Below are 13820 nucleotides of genomic sequence, written 5' to 3' on the forward strand. Positions count from 1 at the left end.
GTTGGCTGACCATTGGATATACATTCGTGCCGCGCTTTCTGTGCCTGCCGACTTGTGATCACTCAGTTGCGAGCTTAGATGTTAAAGCCAGAGTTCATCAGCCATGACGGAGCCTTCCCATGTCCTCACAGAAACCAGCCATCAATCCCGCACTGACGGACTGGACCGGACCGCTCGGACTTCCCGACTTCACTGCCTTTACCGACGACGATTTTGCCCCGGCCTTTGATGCGGCACTTGGGGCCGATCTTGCCGATGTTGACGCGATCATCAACCATCACGAGGCACCGACCATCGACAATACGCTGAAGGCCTTGCAGCTATCCGGCGAAGGTCTCAACCGCGTCTCTTCCATTTTCTGGATGCGGGCCGGGGCCAATACCAACGACACCATACAGGCGTTGGAGCGCATCATCGCGCCCAAGATGTCCCGCCACTATTCGTCCATCATGATGAACCCACAGCTGTTTGCCCGTATCGACTCGCTCTACGAACAACGCGATTTCCTCGGCCTTGACGCCGAAACGGATCGCGTTCTTGAGAAGACATGGAAGGGCTTCGTACGCAGCGGCGCGCGGCTGGATGAGCAGGGCAAAGCACGCCTTGCAGACATCAATGAAAAGCTTGCGGGATTTGGCGCACAGTTTGGTCAGAATGTCCTGAAGGATGAAGCCGACTGGGCGCTTTTCATCACCGATGAAGCGCAGATGAAAGGCCTGCCGGACTTCGTGCGTGCTGCCATGCGCGGTGCTGCCGAGGAGCGCGATCGGCCGGACGCCTGGGCTGTCACCCTTTCGCGTTCGATCATCGAGCCTTTCCTGTCCTTCTCTGAAGACCGCGGCCTGCGGGAAAAAGCGTTTCGTGCCTGGGCCGCGCGCGGCGAGAACGGCGGAGCAAGCGACAACCGTGCAATTGTTGCCGAGATGGTGGCGCTGCGTGCAGAAAAGGCCAAGTTGCTCGGTTATCACAGTTTTGCCGCCTACAAGCTGGACGACACCATGGCCAAGACACCGAAGGCCGTCATGGACCTGCTCGAACCGGTGTGGGACAAGGCGCGCAACCGCGCTGCCGAAGAAGAGATTGATCTGGAACGCCTGATCGCCGCCGAAGGGCGCAACCACAAGGTTGCTCCATGGGATTGGCGGTTCTACGCAGAGAAACTGCGCAATGAGCGCTTTGCGTTCGACGAGGCGGAACTGAAACCATACCTGCAGCTGGAAAAGATCATCGAAGCTTGTTTCGACGTGGCAACCCGGCTCTTTGGCATCCGCTTTGAAGAGAAGACCGGCATAGCGACCTGGCATCCCGATGTACGGGTGTGGGAGGTCCAGAATCCGGATGGCACCCGCCGCGGTGTTTTTCTGGGCGATTATTTCAACCGTCAATCCAAGCGTTCCGGCGCCTGGATGAGCGCATTGCAATCGCAGCACAAGCTCGACGGCGGCCAGACGCCGATCATCTACAACGTGATGAATTTCGCCAAACCGCCGAAGGGTGAGCCCGCGCTTCTTTCGTTGGACGGGGCACGCACTCTCTTCCACGAGTTCGGCCATGCTTTGCACGGCCTATTGTCCGACGTGACGTGGCCGGCCGTGTCGGGCACATCGGTTTCGCGCGACTTTGTCGAACTGCCTTCGCAGCTCTACGAACATTGGCTGACGGTACCCGCAGTTCTGGAAAAGTATGCGGTCCACTACCGCACCGGCGAGGCGATGCCCAAGGCGCTCCTCGACAAGGTGCTGGCTGCCAACACCTTCAATGCCGGGTTCAACACGGTGGAATTCACTTCGTCAGCGCTGGTCGACATGGCTTTCCATGCGGACGGCACACCGCCAACCGACCCGATCCAGTTCGAGGCTGACACGCTGAAAAGTCTGTCCATGCCCGACGCGATCATCATGCGTCATCGCACCCCACATTTTACGCACGTCTTCTCCGGCGACGGCTATTCCGCCGGGTATTATTCCTACATGTGGTCGGAAGTGCTGGATGCCGATGCGTTCAAGGCATTCGAGGAAACCGGCGACGTGTTCAATACCGACCTCGCCAGGAAGCTCAAGCAATATATCTATTCGGCTGGCGGCAGCCGCGATCCGGAAGAGCTCTACAAGGCTTTCCGCGGCAAGATGCCGACACCCGATGCGATGATCGAGAAGCGCGGTCTTGCCTGATCCAAGTAAAAACCCGCCGCGCTGAAAACACGGCGGGTTTTTCACATCAGCGGATCATGCCTTGGCGAAAGCCAACAGGTCCTTGTTAAGCTGATCCTTGTGGGTCGTTGCCAGACCGTGCGGAGCGCCCGGATAAATCGTAAGTTTCGAACCCTTGACCAGTGTCGTGGCGATTTTGGCCGAGTCATCGATCGGCACAATCTGATCATCGTCGCCGTGGACGAACAGGGTCGGAACGTCGAACTTCTTCAGATCTTCGGTGAAATCAGTCTCCGAAAATGCCTTGATGCAATCGAGCTCGTTCTTCAAACCACCCTGCATACCCTGAGCCCAGAAGGCATCGCGTACACCCTGCGACACCTTGGCGCCAGGACGATTGGCTCCGTAAAACGGCGCTGTCAGATCCTTGAAGAACTGCGAGCGGTCCGCAGTCACACCGGCACGAATGCCATCGAACACTTCCATTGGCAGGCCCCCGGGATTGGCGGCGGTCTTCAGCATCAACGGCGGAACGGCCCCAACCAGTACGGCCTTGGCAACACGCTTGGTGCCGTGGTGGCCAATATAGCGGGCGACTTCACCACCGCCCGTAGAATGACCGACCATGATGGCGTCCTTCAGATCAAGCTTCTCGAAGAGTTCAGCCAGATCATCCGCATAGGTGTCCATGTCGTTGCCATTCCAAGGTTGGCTGGAACGGCCGTGGCCGCGCCGGTCATGGGCAATGGTGCGGTAGCCATTGGAGGCGAGGAAGACCATCTGGTCTTCCCAGGCATCGGCATTGAGCGGCCAGCCATGACTGAATACGACGGGCTGTCCCTTGCCCCAGTCTTTGAAATAAATCTCGGTTCCATCCTTGGTGATAAACGTGCTCATGGTCTTGTGCCCTTTCACGGCTTCCTTGGATTTGGTTTTGCTGATCTTGTCTGCTGCGTCTGCGTCGCCGACCTTGAGGCTGACAGCCGCGACGAGTGCCGCCGTCGCTGTCAGGAAGGAACGGCGTGATGTCAGTCCGGTCTTGCCCATGGCCTTCATTCCTCTGCCAACACCTGCGGCGTCTTAATTGATCGAGATACGGACCTTCAGATTGCTTCGGGTGGCTTCGGAATAGGGACAAACGATATGGGCACCATCAACGATCTCACGGGCGGTGGCTGCCTCGATTCCCGGCAGCGATACGGCGAGAGCCACATCAAGGCCAAAACCCTTGCCATCGTCGCGCGGGCCGATACCCACGGTTGCCGTGACCGATGTGTCATCGGCGAGCTTGATCTTCTTCTGCGCGGCAACAAACTTCATTGCGCCGATAAAGCAGGCGGAATAGCCCGCAGCAAAGAGCTGCTCGGGATTGGTGCCTTCGGCGCCGTTGCCGCCCAATTCCTTCGGTGTCGATAGCGTTACCTTCAGGCGGCCATCTTCACTCGATGCAGTGCCGTCACGTCCGCCTGTTGCTGTCGCTTTGGTTGTGTAGAGAATGCTCATCATTGGCTCCTTTGGTTGAGTTGGATTGTTCGATGCATATTAAGTTGCACACAATTAAATTGTACGCAATATGAAATCGCATATGATTTTGAAAAATTAAATGATGCGCAATTTAATTGCTTTGTGTATTGTATGCGGAAATACAAATGGAGTGATGACGATGGAGAAGACGGGCGTAGACGATCAGGAATCCCTCCTTAGCCTGGAGAACTTCCTGTGCTTTGCCATCTATTCCACGGCCAATGCGGTGACGCGGGCCTATCAGCCCCGCCTCGCGGCGCTGGGCCTGACTTATCCGCAATATCTTGTCATGGTTGTCCTCTGGGAAGAGGAAAACCAGACCGTCAAGGCAATCGGCGAGAAGCTCAGCCTGGACTCGGGCACGCTCACGCCGTTGCTTAAGCGCCTGGAAACGGCTGGTCTGATCACGCGCCGCCGTGACACGGTGGACGAAAGGCAGGTCTTGATTGGCTTGACTGCAGACGGGCGCGCAATGCGTGCACGCGCTGAGGCAGTACCGGTCGCCATGAGCAAGGCTTTCGGCTGTACCATGGACGAAGCAAAGTCCCTGCGATCGGAACTGATCGCTATGCGGGACAATCTGATTGAAAGCATTGAAGAGGTGAAGTAGCCGTCCGGCTATTGTCTCAGGCCGGCCTGTAGAGGGGCAATTGCAGGCGGATTCGGGCGCCGCGCCATGGCCCGGTCAGTATGTCAACGCGACCACCGTGCAGCCGCGCAATCTGCCGCGTTAGGTTAAGACCAAGACCGGCACCGCTGGAACGCGGCCGCAAGCGATAAAACGGCTCGAACACGTGTTCATGTTCTTCCTCGGGAATACCCGGCCCTTCATCGCGAACCTCAATGCCACCCGCGTTGTCCACCAGTACGGTGATTGTTCCCGTCCCGTCACAATGTTCGATGGCATTGCGGATGAGGTTGGCCACGGCTTGTTCGATTTGCAGGGTATTGACCTGTGCGCGGACGCTTTTGGGTGCCGGTTCGAATGAAAGATCGTAGCCGGCGGCAATCGCCAATGGCGCGAAGTCCGCCACGATCTGCCCCGTGAGTTCGACCAGATCGACAACTTCACCCGGCCCCACCGGCTGGTCGAGCAATTGCCGGTCGAGCAATTGCTGCGCCAGATGAGAGAGACGCTCAATGTCCTGCAGCAAACGGGCGCTTTGCGGATCCTCTGTCAGAAGCTCGGCGCGTGTACGCAGAATCGCGATAGGAGTTCGCAACTCATGCGCTGCATCCGTCAGGAAGCGATTGTGCTGATCATATCCCTGGCCAAGGCGCGCAAGCGCGTGATTGAAGGCTTGGACCAGCGGTGTGATTTCCGACGGCACCTGTTCGATCGGCAGTTGCATGGCACGGTTGTTGATGTCGATACGTCCGGCCTGGCTGGCGATGGCAACCAGACCGGCCAGCGAGCGGCGCACCACCGCTGGCGTTGTCACCAGCGTCGTCACACCCATGACAATGATGATGGGCAGAAGCAGTGCGATGATGACGATGATCAGAACAGGAATAACCCTGATCCAGGCTGTGGTTCCATCCGGATTGCGTGCCATATCGACCTGCATGTCGATATTGACTTCCAGCCCCTCGTTCTCATCCCGTGATGCACGGGTTGAGGTAATGACCTGTATCGGTCCCGCCTTGGTATCGATCTTCGAAACCACCGCCTCGGGTCGCAGGTCGCCCTCTCGAAAACCGAGCGTCGCATGATCCACGGCTTTCACGAGATCACCGGTATCATTGCCATAACCGACGGGAACGTCACCACGTTGGACAGCCTGACCATTCGTGTCGCGTGCTATGTACCAAAGTTTCGGAAATTCCTGCAGAAAAGTCTTCAGCTCTTCCGTCTCATGAACGATCAGTTTGCCATCGGCATCCCTGTCGATTGCGCTCTTCAGAATAGCAACCGCCGCCTCATTGTCGATGAGCAGCCGCGGATTGGCCACCCATAACACCAATGTGAACAGGCCGATAAAGATGAGCAATGTCGCCGCCTGCAGCAAAATGAGCCTGCGTACCAGAACCCATTGCAATGAGCGCGGGCGGATTTTCTTCATACAATTGCCCGTAACAGATAGCCGAGATTGCGTATAGCCCGTATCTCGACACCTGCCGACACATCCTCCAGCTTGCGCCTCAGCCGCGATACATGTGCGTCAAGCGCGTTGGATCCGATTTCATCGTCCATGGCATAGACGGATTCCTCAAGTGTCGCGCGCAGGACTGTCCGGCCGGGGCGGCGGATCAGCGTCTCAAGCACCAATCGTTCGCGCCGTGGTAACTCCAGCGGCTGATCTTCTATCAGCGCCTCCCGGTGGCGAAAATCATAGGTAAGGCGCCCGACAACCGTTTGTTCCGCGCGCAGCGTGAACGGCCGCCGATGCAATGCCCGCAACCGGGCCATCAGCTCTTCCGTTGCGAAGGGCTTCACCATGTAATCGTCAGCTCCCGCATCGAGCCCGGCAACACGATCGTTCAAGCTGCTCATGGCGGTCAGCACGATGACCGGGGCATCGACATGCAGCGCCCGCAGTCTCGGGATCAGACTGAGGCCTTCGCCATCAGGCAATCGCCGATCCAGCACGACAGCATCATAAGGGCCAAATTTTGCCATGGCCTCGGCGTCGGCCAATGTCGACACATGATCGACGACCACATCGCGACGCTCCAGCGCGGCCTTCAGGACCGAAGCCATTTCCGGCTCGTCCTCAAGCAGCAAGATGCGCATTTGAATTCTCCGTTCGTAGAAAGTCGGCAGCAATGCCGATTGTGGCGGTCAAATCTCTACCATGCCTCGCAAGTAAAAGCAGTGTCGCTCACTCGGCACGGCCGCCGGCGAGGATGCTTACTCACACTCCAGTTTCGGTTTACGGAAGTTGGTGATGTACCAGCGGCCGCCCGACGACCGCGCATAGAACGTATAGAAACACTCCTTCTGTTCGACATAGCTTGGCGTTTCCGTTTCAATATATCGCCTGCCATGTCTTGTATCGCGAACTTCACCAGTGGATGTACCGGATACGGCATTGGTCGATATCTTGCGCCACTGGTACGCGCGCTCGCCTGGCCCCAGATCGAGAACTTCGGTCGGCGGCCCGTAGTCGATAACCACGGATTCCAGCGGCTGCCCGATATAATTCTTCATGATATCGGACGCACACCCGGCCAGAACCGCGGCAGCCAGTACGAAACCGGCTCCGATTGCCCGCTTGCAATTACGAGCACTGCGTGTCGACATGTGGAAGATTCCCATCAAAAATATTCATGAGCGGCAACTAGGCTGCGAAGATTGCACCGACATTACCGGAGGGTTGCGGGGGCTGGCCGCTGCTTCACAATTCATTGCAGGGCGTATCAGCTATCGGAAAATTTCGCAGAAAGCTTTCCATCTTTGCTGAACTTGCGCTAAGGAACCGCCATCCCTTTCAAACACTCCTAGAGGTTTCCCCGAAATGGCATCGAAAAAGCTCCTTCTTCTTCCCGGCGACGGCATCGGACCCGAGGCAATGGCCGAAGTTCGCAAGATCATCGCCTATATGAATGCTGAACTGAAAAGTGGCTTTGAACTTGAAGAAGGCCTTGTCGGCGGTTCTGCTTACGATGCCCATGGCAAGGCGATCTCAGATGCCGACATGGCCAAGGCCATGGCCGCCGACGCGGTTCTCTTCGGTGCCGTCGGCGGACCGAAGTGGGACAGCGTTCCCTATGACGTTCGCCCGGAAGCCGGTCTTCTGCGTTTGCGCAAGGACATGGAACTGTTTGCAAATCTGCGCCCTGCCATCTGCTATCCCGCGCTGGCCGATTCCTCGTCCCTCAAAAAAGATGTGGTTGAAGGTCTCGATATCCTGATCGTGCGGGAATTGACCGGCGGTGTCTATTTCGGTGAACCGAAGGAAATTATTGACCTCGGCAACGGCCAGAAGCGCGGCATCGATACCCAGGTCTACGATACCTATGAGATCGAGCGTATTTCGGGCGTCGCCTTTGAATTGGCCCGCACGCGCCGAAACAAGGTCACGTCGATGGAAAAGCGCAACGTCATGAAATCGGGCGTTCTGTGGAACGAGATCGTTACAGCGACCCATAAGGCCCGTTATTCCGACGTTCAGCTCGAGCACATGCTGGCCGATGCCGGCGGCATGCAGCTCGTGCGCTGGCCCAAGCAGTTCGACGTGATTGTCACGGACAATCTCTTCGGTGATATGCTTTCCGATATTGCCGCCATGCTGACCGGTTCTCTCGGCATGCTGCCCTCAGCCTCGCTCGGCGCGCCAGATGGCAAAACCGGCAGCCGCAAGGCGCTCTACGAACCCGTGCATGGGTCGGCTCCCGATATCGCCGGAACCGGCGCCGCCAATCCGATTGCCATGATCGCCTCCTTTGCCATGTGCCTGCGTTATTCATTCAACATGGTGGAAGAAGCGGACCGGCTGGAAGCGGCGATTGCCGGTGTGCTTGGCGATGGCATCCGCACCGCCGACATCATGTCGGAAGGCAGCACCAAGGTTGGCACCACCCAGATGGGTGATGCGATCCTTGCCAAATTCAAAGCGCTCGCTGCCTGATCACACTCATCCGGACAAAGAAGAGCCCGGCGCGATTCCTCGCGCCGGGCTTTTTATTGAGCCGTCGACTACTTGATGTCGTGCAGATCCTCGTTTTTGGTTTCACGAACGAAGATCAGGCCGATCACCAATGTCATGGCTGCAATGACGATCGGGTACCAAAGGCCATAATAGATATCGCCCTTGGCGGCGCTCATCGCAAAGACCGTTGCCGGAAGCAGGCCACCGAACCAGCCATTGCCAATGTGATAAGGCAATGACATGCCGGTATACCGGATGCGGGTCGGGAACATCTCGACTAGAATCGCGGCAATCGGGCCATAGACCATCGTCACATAGAGCACCAGGACGAACAGGATGGCGATCGTCATCGGCCAGTTAACGGCCTTGGGGTCAGCGACCATGGTGAAGAGACCGCCATTGGGAATGGTATAAACCGCCATCTCCGTGGCACCGGCTGCCTGCTCCGTGGTGATCAGCTTTGCTTTGACGAGATCAGCAACCGGGGTGACCGCCTTTTCACCAGCACGAACCGCGGCAGCATCAAGGCTCAATTCGGGATTGGCCTTGATGAAGCCGTCAAGTTTGGCATCGGCAACCTTGGCAGGCGCCCGCACAAGCGGGAAACCGGCCTTCTGCAAAGCCAGGTTCAGGTCATGGGTGAGCACGGCGTTTTTGGCAGCAGCGTCGGGACCAGCGGCCACGGCATCATAGGATGGGATGACCGTATCGCCGATTTTGACGGTGGCGGGCTGACCGGCGGGACCGGCAACCACTTCATAGGGCACCGAACTGCGGGCCAGGAACGCTGTTGCAATGTCACATGAATTGTTGAACTTGGCTGTACCAACCGGGTTGAACTGGAAGGTACAGTCGCCCGGTGCCGCGGTCACCGTAGCGCGGACTGTTGCCTCCGCCTGGGCCAATGCCGGATTTGCAGCGTGCGTGAGTGCCTTGAACAGCGGAAAGTAGGTCAGGATTGCCAGGGCAAGACCTGCCATGATGATCGGCTTGCGGCCGATCTTGTCGGAGAGCCAGCCAAAGAAGACAAAAAAGCCCGTGCCAAGCAGGAGCGCGATTGCGATCATGATATTGACGGACTGCCCATCCACCTTCAGCACGTTCTGCAGGAAGAACAGGGCATAGAACTGGCCGGAATACCAGACAACAGCCTGACCGGCGGTAAGGCCGAACAGGGCGAGCAGCGCAATCCGGGCATTTTTCCACTGACCGAAAGCTTCCGACAGCGGAGCCTTGGAGCCCTTGCCTTCTTCTTTCATCTTTTTGAAAGCCGGTGATTCACTCAACGAGAGCCGAATCCACACCGATATTCCCAGAAGAACGAATGAGAGAATGAAAGGTACACGCCAGCCCCAGGCGGCGAATGCGTCCTTGCCAAGCCAATTCTGGACGATGAGGATAACCACCAGCGACAGGAACAGACCGAGCGTTGCGGTCGTCTGGATCCATGACGTGTAATAACCGCGACGATTGTTCGGCGCGTGTTCAGCCACATAGGTCGCGGCACCGCCATATTCGCCGCCGAGAGCCAAGCCCTGCAACATGCGCAGCGCAATCAGGATGATCGGTGCGGCGATGCCCCAGCTGCCTGATCCTGGCAGAATACCGACCAAAAACGTCGACAGACCCATGATCAGAATGGTCACCAGGAAGGTATATTTGCGGCCGACGAGATCGCCGATCCGTCCGAAGACCAGCGCGCCGAAGGGACGAACAAGAAAGCCCGCGGCAAACGCCAGAAGCGCAAATATGTTGCGCGTCGCTTCAGGGTATTCACTGAAAAACGCTGCACCAATGAAGGCAGCCAATGAGCCGTACAAGTAGAAATCATACCATTCGAAAACAGTTCCGAGTGAGGAAGCGAAGATAACTTTCTTCTCCTCTCTCGTCATACCCCGGCTGGCAGTACCAGCCACAGAAGTGGTCGCCATTTGTATTCCTCCCAGAAAACAGCATTTACGCCGGGACCCGATCGGCTCAGCAACCGCTCACGTCCCTCGGATTTGTCACTGCGTATGAATCAACGGCAAAGTCCTGCGGGACTTCGACTGACCTTACGCCGGTGAATGTCCTCCGGAACTCTCCCCCCAAAGGTCATGCACCCCATGCACCGCTCAAGTGTTGAACAAATATTCGCGAAAGCAAAGACCGCATTTTACGGCAAAAGTTCAAAATTGTGCGTAACGCGACATATTCTTCTCTTTTGAATGGACAATTGACTCTTTTTGGAAAGCGGATACAAGCATGTCAGGTTAAGGAGACGCCCCGTGAGCAGCGAATCAACTGCACACTTTTTGACGAGCGGTTCCGGCATTCGTGCCGGATGCGCAGGCGCGTCTGTTCTTTCCACCAAAATGCCGGCCAAAACGACCACCAAAACGGTCTGATTTCCCTTGGCCTGCTCGCCCCCTCCCGGGTCCGGCCCGGGGGAAAAGACCCGCAATGGCCAGCGGGTTTTTCGCAAAGAGCGGTGAGGGACAGGAGATAACACAGATGAGTTTCAAGGTTGCGGTTGTAGGCGCCACAGGCAATGTGGGCCGCGAAATGTTGACAATACTGGAAGAGCGCGGCTTTCCGGTCAGTGAAGTCGTGGCGCTCGCCTCACGCCGGTCCCAGGGCACCGAAGTCTCCTTTGGCGACCGCACGCTGAAGGTCAAAGCCCTCGATACCTATGATTTTTCCGATACCGATATCTGCCTGATGTCGGCTGGCGGCAATATATCCAAGGAATGGTCGCCGAAGATCGGGGCGCAGGGCTGTGTCGTCATCGACAATTCCTCTGCCTGGCGCTACGATTCCAACGTGCCGCTGATCGTGCCGGAAGTAAATCCGGACGCGATTGTCGGTTTCTCCAAGAAGAACATCATTGCCAACCCGAATTGCTCGACCGCTCAGCTTGTGGTGGCGTTGAAGCCTCTGCATGACAAGGCCAGGATCAAGCGTCTTGTGATCGCCACCTACCAGTCGGTTTCCGGCGCTGGCAAGGATGGCATGGATGAGCTGTTCCAGCAGTCACGTGCGGTGTTCGTTGCCGATCCGGTGGAAGCCAAGAAGTTCACCAAGCGCATCGCCTTCAACGTCATCCCGCACATCGACGTCTTCATGGAAGACGGCTACACCAAGGAAGAATGGAAGATGGTCGCCGAAACCAAGAAGATGCTCGATCCCAAGATCAAGCTCACGGCGACGTGTGTCCGCGTACCCGTCTTCATTGGCCATTCCGAAGCCGTGAACATCGAATTCGAAAGCCCGATGAGCGCTGAAGAAGCCCGCGAGATCCTATCGGATGCACCGGGCTGCCTGGTTATCGACCGGCACGAGGATGGCGGCTACATCACCCCCTATGAAGCAGCGGGCGAAGACGCCACGTATATTTCGCGTATCCGCGAGGACATCACTGTCGAGAATGGCCTGTCGCTTTGGATTGTTTCGGACAATCTGCGCAAGGGTGCGGCCCTCAACACCATCCAGATCGCCGAGCTTCTCGTCGCGCGCGGGCTGATTCAGCCCAAGCAGCTCGCAGCCTGAAACCCGGCATGCCGCCAAAATAGAAAAGGGCGCAGTTTCTGCGCCCTTTTTCGTTGAAGCAATTGCCGCGCCCGAACTCAGGCCCAGGGATGCCTTTGGGCGTTGGCTGCCTCGAAGCTGTCGATCTTGGCTGCCTTTTCCATGGTCAGGCCAATGTCATCAAGACCGTTCAGCATGCAGTAGCGGCGGAATTCATCAAGATCGAAACTGATCTGGCCGCCATCCGGGCCCTTGATCGTCTTCTCTTCGAGATCGATCGTCAGCGTTGCATTGGCGCCGCGCTGCGCATCATCCATCAACTTGTCCAGGTCCTCATGGCTGACGCGGATCGGCAGGATGCCGTTCTTGAAGCAGTTGTTGTAGAAAATATCGGCGAAGCTGGTCGAGATGACGCAACGGATGCCGAAATCCAGCAATGCCCACGGCGCATGCTCACGGCTGGAGCCGCAGCCGAAATTGTCGCCTGCCACCAGAATCTGAGCTTTGCGATAGGCCGGCTTGTTGAGGACGAAATCCGGATTTTCCGAACCGTCTTCATTGTAACGCATTTCGGCAAAGAGCCCTGTGCCAAGACCGGTGCGCTTGATCGTCTTCAGGTAGTCCTTCGGAATGATCATATCCGTGTCGATATTGATGATCGGCAACGGTGCGGCAACGCCGGTGAGCTTGGTAAACTTGTCCATGATCTCTGCCTGTAGTGTTCGGTAATATGAGTATCTTCGCTTTACACCAGCTTGACGGCGAATCAAAGACTTTCCCCCTGTGGCAGATTGGGGCAGGCCACGCCGCATGATTGCGCTTGTCTTGGCCCGTCGATCAATGCAAAAAAGTGCCATGCGCAAAACATTTCGCCCTCGCCGCTCGGTTCTCTATGTTCCCGCCTCGAATGCCAAGGCTCTTGCCAAGATTGCGAGCCTTGACGCGGATGCGGTCATTTTTGACTTGGAGGATGCCGTCGCTCCGCAGGCCAAGGACGATGCCCGCGAAGCATTGCGCAATTATTTTCGCGCCAATCCGGCAAACAAGGCCGAACGGATCATCCGCATCAATGCGCTTGCAAGCGAATGGGGTGCCGAGGATCTTCTCGCCGCGCGCGCCTGCAAACCTGACGCCATCCTCCTCCCCAAGGTGGAAACACCGCAGGACGTGACTGGCGTGACTGAAATACTTGAGGAAACCGATGCATCCGAAAACATTCGGCTGTGGGCGATGATCGAGACACCGCGTGGTATTCTCAATGCGGACGAGATCGCCGAGCTGGGTCTGCGATCCACCGGGCGTCTGGATTGCTTTGTCGTCGGGACAAACGATATCGCCAAGGAAACCGGTGTGAGCACGGATGGCAATCGCGCTTACCTCGTCCCGTGGCTGATGCAGACCGTGCTTTGTGCCAAAGCCGGAAAGCTGGATGTGATCGACGGCGTCTATAATGACTTTGCCGACGCGGCGGGTTTCACGCGTGAATGCGACCAGGGCGCAAGGATGGGTTTTGACGGCAAAACGCTCATTCATCCCGCACAGATTGGTGCTGCAAATCACGCCTTTTCACCGGATAAGGCAGCCCTTGCCGCCGCCCGATCGATCATCGAGGCATTTTCCCTTCCGGAAAATGCCGGCAAGGGCGCAATTGCCCTGAACGGAAGAATGATAGAACGCCTGCATCTTGCCAACGCGGAGAAGATCATGGCCAAAGCGCAAATAACAGGAGACAAAGCATGAAACTTTATCGCTTTTTGACCGGACCGGATGATGCCAGCTTCTGCCACAAGGTGACGGCGGCCATCAACAAGGGCTGGCATATCTATGGTTCCCCCACCTATGCATTCAACACCGTTACCGGGGTGATGCAGTGCGGTCAGGCTGTTGTAAAGGATGTCGATGGCGTCGATTATGAGCCGGGTATCAAGCTCGGCGACTACTGACCGGTAGCGGCATTCCACACAGGATGCCGTTTGAGCGCTTGATATTGCTGCTCTGATGTACGCGCCATGGCGTCTTAGCGCGAGGCCGGCCTGTCCTCAAACGG

General features: G+C 57.1%; 13 protein-coding genes. 6 read left to right on the forward strand and 7 right to left on the reverse strand.

The window, feature by feature from the left end; all coding sequences use genetic code 11:
- Positions 1-119 precede the first annotated feature (119 nt).
- Complete coding sequence (locus tag ACZ5FP_RS02340; protein WP_464661914.1) at positions 120-2171, forward strand: M3 family metallopeptidase; 2052 nt, start codon at positions 120-122, stop codon at positions 2169-2171.
- 54 nt (positions 2172-2225) lie between these two features.
- On the opposite strand, the gene ACZ5FP_RS02345 is transcribed toward ACZ5FP_RS02340, so the two are convergent.
- The gene (locus ACZ5FP_RS02345) at positions 2226-3047 is read right to left on the reverse strand and encodes an alpha/beta fold hydrolase (protein WP_464663142.1); all 822 of its coding nucleotides are present in this window, start codon (positions 3045-3047) and stop codon (positions 2226-2228) included.
- A 183-nt stretch (positions 3048-3230) separates the two neighbouring features.
- Positions 3231-3653, reverse strand: a complete 423-nt coding sequence (locus tag ACZ5FP_RS02350) for an organic hydroperoxide resistance protein (protein ID WP_346306693.1) — start codon at positions 3651-3653, stop codon at positions 3231-3233.
- A gap of 154 nt (positions 3654-3807) precedes the next feature.
- Here ACZ5FP_RS02350 and ACZ5FP_RS02355 point away from each other — a divergent pair, with 154 nt between their 5' ends.
- Positions 3808-4284 (forward strand): MarR family winged helix-turn-helix transcriptional regulator, encoded by a 477-nt coding sequence (locus tag ACZ5FP_RS02355; protein ID WP_464663143.1) that lies wholly within the window; start codon positions 3808-3810, stop codon positions 4282-4284.
- A 16-nt stretch (positions 4285-4300) separates the two neighbouring features.
- On the opposite strand, the gene ACZ5FP_RS02360 is transcribed toward ACZ5FP_RS02355, so the two are convergent.
- From ACZ5FP_RS02360 to ACZ5FP_RS02370, 3 genes are all read right to left on the reverse strand, one after another.
- Positions 4301-5737: a sensor histidine kinase gene (locus tag ACZ5FP_RS02360; protein ID WP_464661917.1), complete on the reverse strand. Its 1437-nt coding sequence runs from the start codon at positions 5735-5737 to the stop codon at positions 4301-4303.
- Positions 5734-6408, reverse strand: coding sequence for a response regulator transcription factor (locus tag ACZ5FP_RS02365; protein ID WP_346306696.1), 675 nt, complete (start codon positions 6406-6408; stop codon positions 5734-5736). Before ACZ5FP_RS02365 ends, ACZ5FP_RS02360 begins: the two co-directional genes overlap by 4 nt.
- 117 nt (positions 6409-6525) lie before the next feature.
- Entirely contained in the window at positions 6526-6918 is a 393-nt protein-coding gene (locus ACZ5FP_RS02370) for a hypothetical protein (RefSeq protein ID WP_464661919.1), read from the reverse strand.
- Positions 6919-7132: 214 nt separating this feature from the next.
- Here ACZ5FP_RS02370 and leuB point away from each other — a divergent pair, with 214 nt between their 5' ends.
- Positions 7133-8245, forward strand: coding sequence for a 3-isopropylmalate dehydrogenase (gene leuB / locus ACZ5FP_RS02375; RefSeq protein WP_464661921.1), 1113 nt, complete (start codon positions 7133-7135; stop codon positions 8243-8245).
- A 68-nt stretch (positions 8246-8313) separates the two neighbouring features.
- On the opposite strand, the gene ACZ5FP_RS02380 is transcribed toward leuB, so the two are convergent.
- Positions 8314-10197: an MFS transporter gene (locus ACZ5FP_RS02380; protein WP_464661923.1), complete on the reverse strand. Its 1884-nt coding sequence runs from the start codon at positions 10195-10197 to the stop codon at positions 8314-8316.
- A gap of 562 nt (positions 10198-10759) precedes the next feature.
- Here ACZ5FP_RS02380 and ACZ5FP_RS02385 point away from each other — a divergent pair.
- Positions 10760-11794 carry an aspartate-semialdehyde dehydrogenase gene (locus ACZ5FP_RS02385; RefSeq protein ID WP_223613932.1) on the forward strand — a complete coding sequence of 345 codons (1035 nt, stop codon included), beginning with the start codon at positions 10760-10762 and terminating at the stop codon, positions 11792-11794.
- A gap of 77 nt (positions 11795-11871) precedes the next feature.
- Here ACZ5FP_RS02385 and leuD read toward each other — a convergent pair whose 3' ends face one another.
- Positions 11872-12477, reverse strand: a complete 606-nt coding sequence (gene leuD / locus ACZ5FP_RS02390) for a 3-isopropylmalate dehydratase small subunit (RefSeq protein ID WP_105734158.1) — start codon at positions 12475-12477, stop codon at positions 11872-11874.
- 151 nt (positions 12478-12628) lie between these two features.
- Between leuD and ACZ5FP_RS02395 the strand changes: the two genes are divergently transcribed.
- Positions 12629-13513, forward strand: a complete 885-nt coding sequence (locus tag ACZ5FP_RS02395; protein WP_464661924.1) for an HpcH/HpaI aldolase/citrate lyase family protein — start codon at positions 12629-12631, stop codon at positions 13511-13513.
- The gene (locus tag ACZ5FP_RS02400) at positions 13510-13716 is read left to right on the forward strand and encodes a DUF1737 domain-containing protein (RefSeq protein WP_105734156.1); all 207 of its coding nucleotides are present in this window, start codon (positions 13510-13512) and stop codon (positions 13714-13716) included. The genes ACZ5FP_RS02395 and ACZ5FP_RS02400 overlap by 4 nt, the downstream gene beginning before the upstream one ends.
- Positions 13717-13820 lie beyond the last annotated feature (104 nt).

It is taken from the genome of Phyllobacterium sp. T2-21, from assembly GCF_055378485.1.

Excerpts from the sequence above, each read along its gene's own strand:
- ACZ5FP_RS02340 (WP_464661914.1), top strand. The coding sequence starts at position 120 with ATGTCCTCACAGAAACCAGCCATCAATCCCGCACTGACGGACTGGACC.
- ACZ5FP_RS02345 (WP_464663142.1), bottom strand. The coding sequence starts at position 3,047 with ATGAGCACGTTTATCACCAAGGATGGAACCGAGATTTATTTCAAAGAC.
- ACZ5FP_RS02350 (WP_346306693.1), bottom strand. The coding sequence starts at position 3,653 with ATGAGCATTCTCTACACAACCAAAGCGACAGCAACAGGCGGACGTGAC.
- ACZ5FP_RS02355 (WP_464663143.1), top strand. The coding sequence starts at position 3,808 with ATGACGATGGAGAAGACGGGCGTAGACGATCAGGAATCCCTCCTTAGC.
- ACZ5FP_RS02360 (WP_464661917.1), bottom strand. The coding sequence starts at position 5,737 with ATGAAGAAAATCCGCCCGCGCTCATTGCAATGGGTTCTGGTACGCAGG.
- ACZ5FP_RS02365 (WP_346306696.1), bottom strand. The coding sequence starts at position 6,408 with ATGCGCATCTTGCTGCTTGAGGACGAGCCGGAAATGGCTTCGGTCCTG.
- ACZ5FP_RS02370 (WP_464661919.1), bottom strand. The coding sequence starts at position 6,918 with ATGTCGACACGCAGTGCTCGTAATTGCAAGCGGGCAATCGGAGCCGGT.
- leuB (WP_464661921.1), top strand. The coding sequence starts at position 7,133 with ATGGCATCGAAAAAGCTCCTTCTTCTTCCCGGCGACGGCATCGGACCC.
- ACZ5FP_RS02380 (WP_464661923.1), bottom strand. The coding sequence starts at position 10,197 with ATGGCGACCACTTCTGTGGCTGGTACTGCCAGCCGGGGTATGACGAGA.
- ACZ5FP_RS02385 (WP_223613932.1), top strand. The coding sequence starts at position 10,760 with ATGAGTTTCAAGGTTGCGGTTGTAGGCGCCACAGGCAATGTGGGCCGC.
- leuD (WP_105734158.1), bottom strand. The coding sequence starts at position 12,477 with ATGGACAAGTTTACCAAGCTCACCGGCGTTGCCGCACCGTTGCCGATC.
- ACZ5FP_RS02395 (WP_464661924.1), top strand. The coding sequence starts at position 12,629 with ATGCGCAAAACATTTCGCCCTCGCCGCTCGGTTCTCTATGTTCCCGCC.
- ACZ5FP_RS02400 (WP_105734156.1), top strand. The coding sequence starts at position 13,510 with ATGAAACTTTATCGCTTTTTGACCGGACCGGATGATGCCAGCTTCTGC.